This window comes from Bradyrhizobium sp. CB3481 (assembly GCF_029714305.1).
Taxonomy (GTDB): domain Bacteria; phylum Pseudomonadota; class Alphaproteobacteria; order Rhizobiales; family Xanthobacteraceae; genus Bradyrhizobium.
Window position 1 is genome coordinate 3,964,625 of record NZ_CP121647.1, and the last position, 12,774, is coordinate 3,977,398.

The following is a 12,774-nucleotide window of genomic DNA, read 5'->3' on the forward strand; positions in this document are numbered from 1 at the left end:
GAAAGGTTAGCCCGGTGGCGAGCGGCTCCTCCGGCAACCACCGCGGATTGTCGCCTGGCAATGGAACCGGCGAGATACCCTCACTGCATGGATGTCGGGGATCGATGTGCGCGCTTGCGTGCAGAGCGGTCGATTGGATGGCTGCCGGCCACGGGCCTGTTCTGGTTGAGGCGAAGCCAGGCGTCACCGGTATAGGGATTGCCCGGGCCTTTGTTCTGGCAATTGGCGTTGGGATAGAAGAACGCGCAGTAGCCGGGTTCGCCCATAACCTGCTGTGCCATTGCGGGTGTCGTGGCGGGTGTCGCGATCATCACCAGCGCCGCCGCCGTACCAAGAAGCTTGTACATCGCCATCGGGATGCTCCTTGTGAAGCTCTCGCAAGAAGCAACCCCGCCATTGTGGGCTCATTCCTCGGTGTAGCGGTCACGCCAGCGTGAGCTCTTCAGGGCTTCGCGCGATAATGGCCGGATTTGCCGCCGAGCTTCTCGACGAGGTGAATGCCCTCGATGCGCACGCCGCGCTCGACCGCCTTGATCATGTCGTAGATCGTCAGGCACGCGACCGACACTGCGGTCAGCGCTTCCATCTCGACGCCGGTCGGCCCGGTGACCTTGACGGTTGCGCGGACGAGGCAGCCGGGAAGCTTCTTGTCGGGCGTGATGTCGACGGTCACCTTGGAAAGCGCCAGCGGATGGCACAGCGGGATCAGCTCGGAGGTGCGCTTGGCCGCCACGATGCCGGCGATGCGTGCGGTGCCCAGCACGTCGCCCTTCTTGGCGTTGCCTGACAAGATCAGCTCGAGCGTCGCCTTGGTCGTGACGACGCGGCCCTCGGCGACGGCGGTGCGCTCGGTTGCCGGCTTTTCCGAGACGTCGACCATCCGTGCTTCGCCGGATGAATCGATATGGGTGAGGGCGCCGCCGCCTTTGGAAGCCTTTCGCGCCATCGTCTAGCCGGTTCCGGTCGCGCGCGGCGCTGGGGTGCGCGCCAGCAGCGTGCGCGTCGCCGCCGTCACGTCTGCCTGCCGCATCAGACTTTCGCCGACCAGGAAGGTCGACATGCCGACGCGTTCGAGCCGGGCGAGATCGTCGGGCGTGAAGATGCCGCTTTCGCCAACCATCAGGCGGTCTCGCGGGATCAGCGGCGCCAGCGCCTCGCTGGTCGCCAGCGTGGTCTCGAAGGTGCGCAAATTGCGGTTGTTGACGCCGATCATCGGCGAACGAAGGTTTAGTGCGCGGTCGAGTTCGGCGCGGTCGTGGATTTCGATCAACACGTCCATGCCGAGCGCAATCGCGGCGTCCTCGATGTCCTTGGCCGCGGCGTCGTCCAGCGCGGCCATGATGATCAGGATGCAGTCCGCGCCATGGGCGCGGGCTTCCACCACCTGATAGGTGTCGAACAGAAAATCCTTGCGCAGCACCGGAAGATTGGTGGCCGCGCGCGCCGCCACCATGAAATCGAGATGGCCCTGGAACGATGGCGCGTCGGTCAGGACCGACAGGCACGCCGCGCCGCCGGCTTCATAGGCCTTGGCGAGAAGGGGCGGATCGAAATCGGCGCGGATCAGCCCCTTGGACGGCGAGGCCTTCTTCACCTCCGCAATCAGCGCGTAATCGCCGCGGGCAAGCTTCTCCCTGATGGCGCGGACGAAGCCGCGCGGCGGCGGCGCCGCCTTGGCCCGCGCTTCGAGTGCGGAGAGCGGATGCGCCTTTTTGGCGGCCGCGATTTCCTCGCGCTTATAAGCCTCGATCTCGGTCAGGATATCGGACATCTGACGCCTTTCGGATCAGCCGCGGGAGACCGCGATCAAATGCTTCAGCCGCGCGGCGGCGGCGCCGCTGTCGAGCGACTTCGCGCCGATCGCAACGCCTTCCGTCAAGGTCTTGGCGCGGCCGGCCACGATCAGGGCCGCCGCGGCGTTGAGCAGCGCGACGTCGCGGTAGGGGCTCGGGTGGCCGTTGAGCACGCTTTGCAGGGCCAGCGCGTTGGCGTCGGCATCGCCGCCCCGGAGCGCGTCGACATTGCAGCAGGCAAGGCCGGCGTCCTCCGGCTTTACCTCAAACGTGGTGATCTTGCCGCCATCGAGGCTGGCGACGAAGCTCGGGCCGGTAAGGGTGATCTCATCGAGCCCGTCGGAGCCGTGCACGACCCAGACGGATTCGGAGCCGAGATTTTTCAGGACCTGCGCCAGCGGCTGCACCCAATGCCTTGAGAATACGCCGACCATCTGCCGCTTGACGCCGGCGGGGTTGGAGAGCGGGCCGAGCAGGTTGAAGATGGTGCGGGTGGCGAGCTCGACGCGGGTCGGGCCGACATTCTTCATCGCCGGGTGATGCGCCGGCGCAAACATGAAGCCGATGCCGGCCTCGGCCACGCAGCGGCCGACCTGGTCGGGGGTGAGATCGATCTTGACGCCGAGCGAGGCCAGCACGTCGGCCGCGCCGGAGCGCGAGGACAGCGCGCGGTTGCCGTGCTTGGCGACGGGCACACCGGCACCAGCCACGATGAAGGCCGCGCAGGTCGAGACGTTGACCGATCCGGAGCCGTCACCGCCGGTGCCGACCACGTCGACGGCATCGTCAGGCGCCTTGACCCGCAGCATCTTGCCGCGCATTGCCGACACCGCCCCGGTGATCTCGTCGACGGTCTCGCCGCGGACGCGGAGCGCCATCAACAGGCCGCCCATCTGCGAGGGCGTCGCCTCGCCGGACATCATGGCGTCGAAGGCGGAGGCCGATTCTTCGCGCGACAGCGTCGCGCCGGTGGCGACTTTTCCGATGATAGATTTCAGGTCGTCCATCGCTTGGCTTTCAAAATCGCGGCATCATCCTTCGAGAGGCGGCCGAACGGCCGCTCCTCGGCATGAGATGCGTATCATTATGCTCAATTGTTGGCGCCCGTCACCTGCGCGAAGGCGGCCTGGTTGATCGAGGTGCCGATCTCGGACTCGATCTTCGCCACATATTGCGCGAGCTGCTCGTCGCTCAGGCTGCGCTGCAGCGTGTCCTTCAGCCGCTTGAACTCCTCCGAGGCGGTGTCGACCGGCGGCACCGTCACGTCGGTGACGCGGAAGACGATCCACTCGCTGCCGCCGGTGCCCGGCGTCTGGCCGACGCCGTCCTTCGGGGTGCGGAACGCCGCCGTGACGGCAGCCGTCGGCACGCCCGAAAGCGAGGCGTCGCGGCGGAATCCGGTCGCGGTCTCGACCTTGGCGCCGAGCGCGGCCGCTTCGGTGGCAAGGCTGCTGCCTTGCTCGACCTTCTGCACCATCTCGGTGGCCTTGGTGCGCAGCTTGTTCGAAATCTGGTCTTCGCGCCACTTCGCCTCGACCTGGGCGCGGACCTCGTCGAGCGGCCGCTCGCGCGAGGGCGTGATGCCGAGCACGTCGTACCAGGCATAGCCGCCGGCAAACTGGATCGGCTCGTTGTCGACCCCGATATCGCTGTTGAAGGCCTGCGAAACCACGTCGAGGCCGCGCGGAATGTTGGCGACCGGCTGGCCGTCGGGCGTGCGGCCGGAGCGGTCGACGGCTTCGATCGTCACCGGGGTCAGGCCGAGCTTCTGCGCGGCCTCGACCAGATTGGCGCCGCCGCTGCGCTCGTCTTCCATCTTGTTCTGGATCTCGTTAACCTTGGCGCGGGCGCGTTCGGTCGAGATTTCCTTCTTGATCTGCGCCGCGACGCTTTCAAAGGTCGGCGTCACGCCCGGCTCGACCTTGCCGACCTTGACCAGGGCGATGCCGAAGCGGCCCTGCACCGGCTGGCTGACTTCGCCCGACTGGAGCGAGAACGCCGCATCGGCAATCGCCGGATCGATGATCGCGTTCTTGGCGATCAGGCCAAGATCGACATCGGCGAGGTTGAGGTTGCGCTCCTTGGCGACGTCGTCGAACGACGTTCCCGACGTAATGCGGCTACGCGCGGCCTGCGCTTCGCTCTCGTTCGGAAAGAACATCTGCGAGACTTCGCGCTTCTCCGGCGTGCCGAACCGGTCGCGGCGCTGCTCGAAAACTTTCTTCGCGTCATCGTCGGAGACCTCGATCCATTTGCCGAGCTCTTCGGGGCTGATCACGACGAACGACAGCTTGCGGTATTCGGGCGCGCGGAACTGGGTCTTGCGATCCTCGAAATAGGCGGCGAGCGCCTCGGGCGAGGGCGGGTCGATGGTGCCGGCCTGCGCGGCATCGAGCTTGACGTACTCCATCGAGCGCTGCTCGTTCTGGAAGCGCGTCAGGGCGTCGACCAGTACTTTTGGCGGCTCCAGCCCGGCCGAGACGGTGCCGGCGATCTGGCGCCGCAAGCCGACGCGCCGCTGCTCGTTGAGATAACGCTGCTCGGTATAGCCGAACTGCCGGATCGTGGCCTGGAAGCGCTGCGGGTCAAACTTGCCGCCCAGCCCCTGGAAATTCGGATCGTTGTAGATCAGGCGCATGATCTCTTCCTGCGACTGCGCGAGCCCCATGCGCCGGGCTTCCTCATCCAGCGCGGCTTCGGCAATGGTCTGGCGCAGCACCTGCCGGTCGAGCCCGAAGGCGCGGGCCTGTTCGGAGGTCAGCGGACGGCCAAAGCTGCGACCGAGCTGCTGCAGCTTCTCCGTGTAGATCTGGCGGAATTGGTCGGTCGAAATCTCGATCTTGCCGACCTTGGCGAGCGACGACTGGCCGAATCCCTTGAAGATGTCGGCAATGCCCCACACTGCGAAACTGACAATCAAGACGCCCATCACGGTGGCCATGACAATCTTGCCGAGCCAGTTTGATGAGGCTTTCCGCATTCCTCGAAGCATGGGTCCAACTTGTTTTTTAAGGAGAGGGGAACCGGGTCGTACCCGCGGGAATTCGGTTCAGGACCGAATCCACAACAAGGCGTCACCGAGTTGAAAACGCATCATAAAGTGGCAAAAGCCCCCCGGCAACCTCGACCCAACGGACCAATTGAAGCGGTTAATGGCGCTGATATTGCCGCCCCGGTATCTGGAACTGGCCGCACGCCTCTGCTAGCGCATCTGCAACGCTGATTTTGCGGGGATAATCGACATGACCGACGCCATCCGGCCGCTGATCGCCGGCAACTGGAAAATGAACGGCCTGAAAGCTTCCTTGAGTGAATTCGAAGCCATGATCGCCGGCGCAGGCGCGCTGGCCGGCAAAGCCGACCTCCTGGTCTGCCCGCCGGCGACCTTGATCGCTCCTTTCGCCGACAAGGCGCTCGGCTCAAAGCTCACTGTGGGGGCGCAGGATTGCCACGCCAAGGCCTCGGGCGCCCATACCGGCGATCTCTCGGCGGAAATGCTGGCCGATGCCGGCGCCAGCGCCATTATTGTCGGGCATTCGGAGCGCCGCGCCGACCATGGCGAAACCGACGCGGTGGTCCGGGCGAAGGCGGAAGCCGTCTGGCGCGCCGGGCTGACGGCCATTGTTTGCATCGGCGAGACCCAGAAGCAGCGCGACGCCGGCCAGACGCTCGACGTCTGCGGCACCCAGCTCGCGGGCTCGCTCCCGGACGGTGCGACCTCGGCCAATCTGGTGGTGGCCTATGAGCCGGTCTGGGCGATCGGCACCGGGCTGACCCCGACACCGAAAGATGTCGAGCAGGTTCATCGCTTTATCCGCGGGGTTCTGACCAGCCGGTTTAAGGCTGAAGGTGGCAAGATCCGCATCCTCTATGGCGGCTCGGTCAAGCCTTCCAACGCGTCGGAGCTGATGGCAGTCCCCGACGTCAACGGCGCGCTGGTCGGCGGCGCCAGTCTGAAGGCTGTGGATTTTCTGGCGATTGCGGAAGCCTGTTAACTCAGGCCAGCACGCCTTCCTGCAATCGCTTCCAGTAGATCAGCGTGCCGGTCAGCCCGCCATGGGGCTTGAACGCGTAATCCGGGATGATTCCGGTCAGCTTGAAGCCGACGCGCTCGTAAAGGCCGGCCGCACCTTCGTCCTCGGCGGTATCGAGCACCAGGAGCCAGCGTTGATGCGCGATCGCCAAGCGTTCGGCCTCGCGTAGCAACGCGGTGGCGACGCCGCGGTGGCGGTGGCTGACGCGCGTCATCATCTTGGCGATCTCGGCGCGGTGCGGCTGGTTTGGCGGCAGATCGAGCAGCAGCGTCACGGTGCCGATCAGTTCGTCGCCGTCGAAGGCGCCAAGAACGATCCGCTCGCCGCGCTCTGCTGCAATGAGTGAATTCGACCAGAACGCCTCGGCGGCTTCCCGTGACAGCGGGTGCATGAAGCTGACCGAGCCGCCATTGGCCACCGTTTCGATCAGCAATTCACCAAGCGCCGCGCATACTTCGTACGAAGGCTTCAAGGCTTCGATCTTGATATCGGACATGATGACGAATTCCGCGTTCAGCTTTGATGATTGCAGGCGCGGGCGGCGCGCGCCCGCTTGATCTCGGCGATGCGCTCGACGTCCTCGACCTGCAGGTGGCGGCCGCGTTCGAGGATCTCCAGCGTGTATTCTTCGTAAGTCAGGCCCAGCCGCTCCGCCTTCTTGATGCGAAACGCGACGATGCCGGGCGAGGGGTTTTTCCAGGCCGCCCGATGCGCCGCCTTCCAGTAGAAGTAATTGCCGATGCCGCCATGGCCCCATTCCGGCGTGTGCTCGTCCTCGAGCGGCGGCCCGCCATTGTGGCCGGCGGAAATCGGATCGTCAGTGCTGGCTGGCTCTGTCGCGTCGCTGCGGCTGACGATCTCCAGCATCGGCATCAGCTCCGCACCAGCGCCACGACATAGGTGCAGGGCGCCGAGCTCTCATTGGCAAAGGTAGCTTCGGCCGGTGGACCGAAGCCGAGACAGTCGCCGGCGCGTAGCTCGTGACGCTCGCCGCCGTCGGTCAGCACGAGTGCGCCCGACAGCACCCAGAGCACCTGCCGGATGTGCGCGTAGGACGAGGCGGGCAGCGTCACGCGCTGCTTTGGCGGCATCTCGACCTTGATGATCTCGATGGGATGATCCGGCCGGTTGAACACCTGCCGGCGCAGGTAGCCGGTCTCGGGATCGCGCCACACGGCCTGGTCGGCGGCGCGCGACAGGCGATCGCCCTGGCCTTCGGCGCGTAGCATCAAGCCGGCGAGGGTGAGGTCGAAGGCGCTGGCAAGCCGGACCAGCACCACCGCGGTCGGGGAGACCTCAGCCCGCTCGATCTTGCTGATGGTGGCCTTGGAAACCCCGGAGCGTTCGGCGAGGTCGGCCAGCGACCAGCCGCGGCTGTCGCGTTCCAGCCGGAGGCGGTGGGCGAGGCGGGTGCTCAGGTCGTCTACTAAAGTATCCATTCGTCTATTATATGAGAAATTGCTGCGACGACAAGTCCCGAGCCGGGGCAGGGCGAGGGGATGTGCAGAGCCTTGCCACCACGCCTGCGGCAATTATCTCCACAGCGGCTGTTGGCGACGGGTTGGGGGTGACAATGCCCCGTCCAATCGTGTAACACCGCGCAACTTCAGGAAAACCCGCAAGCCCTTGCTGCAGCCGAAGCCCGGCGCCCTTGGCTTGTGACGGAAGGTTTTGAGATGCAGACCGTCATCATCGTCGTTCACCTCATGATCGTCACCGTGCTGATCGGTGCCGTGCTGCTGCAGAAATCCGAAGGCGGCGGCCTCGGCATGGGCGGCGGCGCCGGCTTCATGTCGAGCCGCGGCACTGCCAACCTCCTGACGCGGACGACGGCGATTCTGGCGGGGCTTTTCTTCCTGACCAGCATGGCATTGGCCTGGATGGCGGGCATCGATCGCAAGCCGGCCTCGATCCTCGGCGCGCCGGCGACGCAGTCGCAGCCGGGCGGCGCAACGCCGGTGGCTCCGCCGACCTCCGGCGGCGTGCTCGACACGCTCAAGAAAGTGGATGAACAGCAGGCCCCGTCGGGCCCGCAGGCACCGCGTTCGCAATAAAGCAGGGTGGCTATGCAGGACGGGCTCTACCGTCCTGCATCAGAACCTCCCATCAAGTATCTGAAATCGTTTCAATTTTAACGTCACCCACAGGCCGGCGAATAGTTTGCCCGCGCATGCGATTCGTTTTGGCGAATCGGGTCTGTGGCCTTAAAGGTAGGGTCCCATGGCGCGGTACATATTCATCACCGGCGGCGTGGTTTCTTCGCTCGGAAAAGGTCTGGCTTCAGCGGCACTCGGTGCCCTGCTGCAGGCCCGCGGGTACAAGGTCCGCCTCCGCAAGCTCGACCCCTATCTCAACCTCGATCCCGGAACGATGTCGCCGTATCAGCATGGCGAAGTGTTCGTGACCGACGACGGCGCCGAGACCGATCTCGATCTCGGCCATTACGAGCGCTTCACCGGACGTCCGGCTACCAAGGCGGACAACATCACGACGGGGCGCATCTACCAGGACATCATCAGCAAGGAGCGCCGCGGCGATTATCTCGGCGCGACCATCCAGGTCGTTCCGCACGTCACCAATGCGATCAAGGAATTCGTTCTCTCCGGCAACGACGAATTTGATTTCGTGCTGGTTGAGATCGGCGGCACCGTCGGTGATATCGAGGGCCTGCCGTTCTTCGAGGCGATCCGTCAGCTCAAGAACGAGCTGCCGCGCGACCACGCGGTGTATATTCACCTGACGCTGCTGCCCTACATTCCGAGCGCCGGCGAACTGAAGACGAAACCGACGCAGCACTCGGTGAAGGAGCTGCGCTCGATCGGCATCCAGCCGGACATCCTGCTCTGCCGCACCGACCGCGAAATCCCGAAGGAAGAGCGCCGCAAGCTCGGCCTGTTCTGTAACGTGCGCGAAAGCGCCGTGATCGAGGCGCGCGACGTAGACAACATCTATGCGGTGCCCGAAGCCTATCACGCCGCCGGCCTCGACGATGAAGTGCTGGCCGCATTCGGCATCAGCCCGAAAATTCCGCCGGCGCTGCAGAGCTGGAACGTCATCAACGAGCGCGTGCGCAACCCGGAAGGCGCGGTGACCATTGCCATCGTTGGCAAATACACCGGCATGAAGGACGCCTACAAATCGCTGATCGAGGCGCTCTCCCATGGCGGCATCGCCAACAAGGTGAAGGTCAATCTCGACTGGATCGAGAGCGAGGTGTTCGAGAACGAGGACCCGGCGCCGTTCCTCGAACACGTCAACGGCATTCTGGTGCCCGGCGGCTTCGGCCAGCGCGGCGCCGAAGGCAAGATCCGCGCGGCGCAGTTCGCGCGCGAGCGCGACGTGCCGTATTTCGGCATCTGCTTCGGCATGCAGATGGCGGTTATCGAAGCGGCGCGCAATCTGGTCGGCATCGAGGACGCGAACTCGACTGAGTTCGGCCCGACGAAAGAGCCGCTGGTCGGCCTGATGACAGAATGGCTGCGCGGTAACGAATTGGAGAAGCGCTCGCAGTCGGGCGATCTCGGCGGCACGATGCGGCTCGGCGCGTATCCGGCGACACTGAAGCGTGGCAGCCGCGTCTCGGAAGTCTATGGCGGCGCGCTGGAGATTTCCGAGCGCCACCGCCATCGCTACGAGGTCAACACGGCCTACAAGGATCGGCTTGAGCAGCACGGCCTGCGTTTCTCCGGCCTGTCGCCCGACGGCGTGCTGCCGGAGATCGTCGAATACGAGGACCATCCCTGGTTCATCGGCGTGCAATTCCACCCCGAGCTGAAATCGCGTCCGTTCGAGCCGCATCCGCTGTTTGCATCGTTCATTCAGGCGGCGGCAAAACAGAGCCGGTTGGTGTAGTTACGGGCCCGGTGATGGACTTTTCTTCACCCGCCCCTTGAGGGGGCGGGTCGGCTCGCATGTAGCGCAGCGAAATGCGAGACGGGGCGGGGTGACGGTCTCTCCACGTCCAACAGTGTGCGAGTGGAAAGACCGTCACCCCACCTCGGTTCGCATTGCATGCGAACCGATCCTCCCCCTCCAGGGCAGGATGAAAACGGTCCCACCTTTGACGAATGCGTCGATTGTTGCGACAACCTGCTACCGCAAGAACAACAATCCTTAGGAGCAAAGCCGATGATCATGGAAATGCGCGTCTATCGCTGCGTGCCGGGCCGCCTGCCGGCGCTGATGAAGCGGTTCGATACGCTGACGCTGAAATTGTGGGACAAGCACGGCATCAAGCAGGCCGGCTTCTACACCACGCTGATCGGCACCTCCAACCAGGAACTCACCTATTTCGTCGCCTGGGACTCGCTCGCCGACCGCGAGAGGAAATGGACCGCCTTCCAGTCCGATCCCGACTGGATCGCCGGCCGCGCCAAGAGTGAGGAGGACGGCCAGATCATCGACAACATCGTCAGCCAGCTTCTGGTGCCGACGGCGTTTTCGGCGGTGAAATAGCCGCGCGCGCAACCCTGACATTCAGGGATTAAACGGGGTTGATCCTTTCGGCACGGACCGGCATGGTCCGCGCCAGATATGAAGGAAAATCCGTTGAACGCGAATCTCAAAGCAGCCGCGGTTGTCTCGGTCGGCCCCGTCAAATTCGGCAACGAACTGCCGATTTCGATCATTGCCGGCCCCTGCCAGCTCGAAAGCCGGGCGCACGCGCTTGAAGTGGCTAGTGCCCTGAAGGAGATCGCGACGCGGCTCGGCATCGGCCTCGTCTTCAAGACCTCGTTCGACAAGGCCAACCGCACCTCAGGCTCGGCGGCGCGTGGTGTCGGCCTGGAGCAGGCGCTGCCGGTTTTCGCGGAGATCCGTTCTTCGCTTGGCCTTCCCGTGCTCACCGACGTGCACGAGCCGGCGCAATGCGCCGAGGCCGCGCAGGCGGTGGACGTGTTGCAGATACCCGCGTTCCTGTGCCGGCAGACTGATCTGTTGCTGGCGGCAGCGGCGACGGGCAAGGCCGTCAACGTCAAGAAAGGCCAGTTCCTCGCGCCGTGGGAGATGACCAACGTCGTCGCCAAGATCACCGGCGGCGGCAACCCGAATGTGCTGGTGACCGAGCGCGGCGCTTCATTCGGCTACAACACGCTGGTGTCCGATATGCGCGCGCTGCCGATCATGGCTCAGACGACGGGCGCGCCCGTGATCTTCGATGCCACCCATTCGGTGCAGCAGCCGGGCGGGAAGGGCTCCTCATCCGGCGGCCAGCGCGAATTCGTCCCGGTGCTGGCGCGGGCGGCGGTCGCCGTCGGCGTGGCCGGCGTGTTCATCGAGACCCACCCCGATCCCGACCGCGCGCCTTCGGACGGCCCCAACATGGTGCCGCTGCGCGAGTTCGAAGCGCTGGTGAAAACGCTGATGGAGTTCGACGCGCTCTCCAAGCGCGGCGCGCGCCAATGACGGTGTTGCAGTGAGTGCCGCCAGCGGTTTGCCGCCGGCGCTCAATATCATTGCGCTTGCGACCTTCTCCGCCGCGCTGTCCGCCCGCGCGCTCGATCCGGTGCTGCCGCATGTGGCGGAGGAGTTTTCGGTCAGCATTGCGACCGCCGCCAGCTTCGCCGCCGCCTTCGCCTTCACCTTTGCCATCATCCAGCCGGTGCTCGGGGCCTTCGCCGACATCTTCGGCAAGGCGCGGCTGATGATCGTCGCGCTGGCGCTGCTTGGCTTCGCCAACATTCTCGGAGCGATGGCGACGTCGATTCCGCTTTTGTATGTGAGTCGCATCCTGGCAGGCATCGGATCGGGCGGCGTGTTTCCGATTTCGCTCGGGCTGACCAGCGATCTGGTTGGCCCCGAGAAGCGCCAGATCGCGATCGGGCGCACGCTGGCCGGCGCCATGACCGGCAATCTCCTGGGCGCGACGGTATCCGGCCTGATCGGCGATTTCCTCGGCTGGCGCGGCGTGCTGGCCTTCCTCGGCGTGATTGTCGTCATCGCTTCGATCGTGGTCGCAATCGGGTTTCGCGGCGCCGCGCTGACCCATCCGCCGCGCACCAGCCTGTCGGCCCTCAGGCAGGGCTATCGCACCATCTTCACCAACCGGAACGCATATATCTGCTATTCGGCCGTGTTCATCGAAGGCTGCTGCGTGCTCGGCCTGTTTCCGTTCATCGCCTCGTTCCTGTTCGACCTTGGGCAGACCTCGCTGTCGATCGCGGGTATCGTCATCGCGGGTTTTGCCATCGGCGGGCTGTTCTACACCATGACGGTGTCGCGGCTGCTGCCTGTTATCGGCGTCAACGGCATGATCATCGGCGGCGCGGCGCTGGTCGGCGTGCAGCTCATGGCGGTTGCGCTGGGACCCGAATGGCGATTGCAACTGCTCGGCCTTGTCTTCATGGGCTGGGGCTTTTACATGATCCACGGCAGCCTGCAGGTTTTCGCCAGCGAACTCTCGGCGGAAGCGCGCGCCACCGCGCTGTCGCTGCACGCGTTCTTCTTCTTCATGGGCCAGACCGTCGGGCCGATCGCCTATGGTGCCGGCATCGAGCACGCCGGCAAGGTGCCGACGCTGCTCACCGCGGGGACGGTGATGATCGTGCTCGGCTTTGTCTGCGCCAAACTGCTGCGCCAGACGCGGCCGACGGATGCAGCCGTGACGTAGCCTGCGCCGCTGGAATATGCGTTAAACGAGCACAAATCGACTTCTATTTTTGCTTTTCGTTGACACTGGGACTCTAGGTTGTATGAGCGCGCCATTGCTGGAATGGAGCGTGGCGATCCGATCGAACTGCTGACTAAAGGCCCAAATGAACGGCAATATGGTTACGTTCCTAGGCGCTCACTTGAAGTCTATCCTCTATGGGATGCTATTCCTTGTTGTAGCCATTTCTCTTTTTGCCCATCACAGTTTGTTCAATAATTTGAAACGTTACGACCCGTCCCAGTGGCTTGCGCTCGGCAGTCCGAAATTGTTCAGGCTCCCGACCAAGCGAGACTTTACC

14 protein-coding genes are annotated in these 12,774 nt (G+C 64.6%); 6 read left to right on the forward strand and 8 right to left on the reverse strand.

Annotated features, from left to right (window positions below; genetic code table 11):
* Positions 1–80: 80 nt before the first annotated feature.
* From QA643_RS19235 to QA643_RS19255, 5 genes are all read right to left on the reverse strand, one after another.
* Positions 81–353, reverse strand: coding sequence for a hypothetical protein (locus tag QA643_RS19235; RefSeq protein WP_283034641.1), 273 nt, complete (start codon positions 351–353; stop codon positions 81–83).
* A gap of 89 nt (positions 354–442) precedes the next feature.
* Positions 443–946 (reverse strand): cyclic pyranopterin monophosphate synthase MoaC, encoded by a 504-nt coding sequence (gene moaC, locus QA643_RS19240; RefSeq protein WP_283034642.1) that lies wholly within the window; start codon positions 944–946, stop codon positions 443–445.
* A 3-nt stretch (positions 947–949) separates the two neighbouring features.
* On the reverse strand, positions 950–1,771 hold the full coding sequence (gene trpC, locus QA643_RS19245; protein ID WP_283034643.1) for an indole-3-glycerol phosphate synthase TrpC: 822 nt from the start codon (positions 1,769–1,771) through the stop codon (positions 950–952).
* A gap of 15 nt (positions 1,772–1,786) precedes the next feature.
* The gene (gene trpD, locus QA643_RS19250) at positions 1,787–2,800 is read right to left on the reverse strand and encodes an anthranilate phosphoribosyltransferase (RefSeq protein WP_283034644.1); all 1,014 of its coding nucleotides are present in this window, start codon (positions 2,798–2,800) and stop codon (positions 1,787–1,789) included.
* 83 nt (positions 2,801–2,883) lie between these two features.
* Positions 2,884–4,785 carry a peptidylprolyl isomerase gene (locus QA643_RS19255; protein ID WP_283034645.1) on the reverse strand — a complete coding sequence of 634 codons (1,902 nt, stop codon included), beginning with the start codon at positions 4,783–4,785 and terminating at the stop codon, positions 2,884–2,886.
* A gap of 250 nt (positions 4,786–5,035) precedes the next feature.
* Between QA643_RS19255 and tpiA the strand changes: the two genes are divergently transcribed.
* Positions 5,036–5,788: a triose-phosphate isomerase gene (gene tpiA, locus QA643_RS19260; protein WP_283034646.1), complete on the forward strand. Its 753-nt coding sequence runs from the start codon at positions 5,036–5,038 to the stop codon at positions 5,786–5,788.
* 1 nt (position 5,789) lies between these two features.
* On the opposite strand, the gene QA643_RS19265 is transcribed toward tpiA, so the two are convergent.
* From QA643_RS19265 to QA643_RS19275, 3 genes are read right to left on the reverse strand one after another with little or no spacing between them, the layout of a single operon-like run.
* On the reverse strand, positions 5,790–6,323 hold the full coding sequence (locus tag QA643_RS19265; RefSeq protein ID WP_283034647.1) for a GNAT family N-acetyltransferase: 534 nt from the start codon (positions 6,321–6,323) through the stop codon (positions 5,790–5,792).
* Between the two features lie 17 nt (positions 6,324–6,340).
* Positions 6,341–6,694, reverse strand: coding sequence for a hypothetical protein (locus tag QA643_RS19270; RefSeq protein WP_283034648.1), 354 nt, complete (start codon positions 6,692–6,694; stop codon positions 6,341–6,343).
* A gap of 5 nt (positions 6,695–6,699) precedes the next feature.
* Positions 6,700–7,266, reverse strand: a complete 567-nt coding sequence (locus QA643_RS19275; protein ID WP_283034649.1) for an XRE family transcriptional regulator — start codon at positions 7,264–7,266, stop codon at positions 6,700–6,702.
* 237 nt (positions 7,267–7,503) lie between these two features.
* On the opposite strand from QA643_RS19275, the gene secG reads away from it, so the two are divergent.
* From secG to QA643_RS19300, 5 genes are all read left to right on the forward strand, one after another.
* Positions 7,504–7,881, forward strand: coding sequence for a preprotein translocase subunit SecG (secG, locus tag QA643_RS19280; protein WP_283034650.1), 378 nt, complete (start codon positions 7,504–7,506; stop codon positions 7,879–7,881).
* Positions 7,882–8,047: 166 nt separating this feature from the next.
* Entirely contained in the window at positions 8,048–9,679 is a 1,632-nt protein-coding gene (locus QA643_RS19285; protein ID WP_283034651.1) for a CTP synthase, read from the forward strand.
* Between the two features lie 276 nt (positions 9,680–9,955).
* Entirely contained in the window at positions 9,956–10,282 is a 327-nt protein-coding gene (locus QA643_RS19290; protein WP_283034652.1) for an NIPSNAP family protein, read from the forward strand.
* Positions 10,283–10,375: 93 nt separating this feature from the next.
* Positions 10,376–11,230: a 3-deoxy-8-phosphooctulonate synthase gene (kdsA, locus tag QA643_RS19295; RefSeq protein WP_283034653.1), complete on the forward strand. Its 855-nt coding sequence runs from the start codon at positions 10,376–10,378 to the stop codon at positions 11,228–11,230.
* A gap of 10 nt (positions 11,231–11,240) precedes the next feature.
* Complete coding sequence (locus QA643_RS19300) at positions 11,241–12,434, forward strand: MFS transporter (protein WP_283034654.1); 1,194 nt, start codon at positions 11,241–11,243, stop codon at positions 12,432–12,434.
* Positions 12,435–12,774 lie beyond the last annotated feature (340 nt).

Coding starts and splice junctions, on each gene's coding strand:
- QA643_RS19290 (WP_283034652.1), top strand. CDS start 9,956: ATGATCATGGAAATGCGCGTCTATCGCTGCGTGCCGGGCCGCCTGCCG.
- QA643_RS19255 (WP_283034645.1), bottom strand. CDS start 4,785: ATGCTTCGAGGAATGCGGAAAGCCTCATCAAACTGGCTCGGCAAGATT.
- trpC (WP_283034643.1), bottom strand. CDS start 1,771: ATGTCCGATATCCTGACCGAGATCGAGGCTTATAAGCGCGAGGAAATC.
- trpD (WP_283034644.1), bottom strand. CDS start 2,800: ATGGACGACCTGAAATCTATCATCGGAAAAGTCGCCACCGGCGCGACG.
- secG (WP_283034650.1), top strand. CDS start 7,504: ATGCAGACCGTCATCATCGTCGTTCACCTCATGATCGTCACCGTGCTG.
- QA643_RS19270 (WP_283034648.1), bottom strand. CDS start 6,694: ATGCTGGAGATCGTCAGCCGCAGCGACGCGACAGAGCCAGCCAGCACT.
- moaC (WP_283034642.1), bottom strand. CDS start 946: ATGGCGCGAAAGGCTTCCAAAGGCGGCGGCGCCCTCACCCATATCGAT.
- QA643_RS19285 (WP_283034651.1), top strand. CDS start 8,048: ATGGCGCGGTACATATTCATCACCGGCGGCGTGGTTTCTTCGCTCGGA.
- QA643_RS19235 (WP_283034641.1), bottom strand. CDS start 353: ATGGCGATGTACAAGCTTCTTGGTACGGCGGCGGCGCTGGTGATGATC.
- QA643_RS19265 (WP_283034647.1), bottom strand. CDS start 6,323: ATGTCCGATATCAAGATCGAAGCCTTGAAGCCTTCGTACGAAGTATGC.
- tpiA (WP_283034646.1), top strand. CDS start 5,036: ATGACCGACGCCATCCGGCCGCTGATCGCCGGCAACTGGAAAATGAAC.
- QA643_RS19275 (WP_283034649.1), bottom strand. CDS start 7,266: ATGGATACTTTAGTAGACGACCTGAGCACCCGCCTCGCCCACCGCCTC.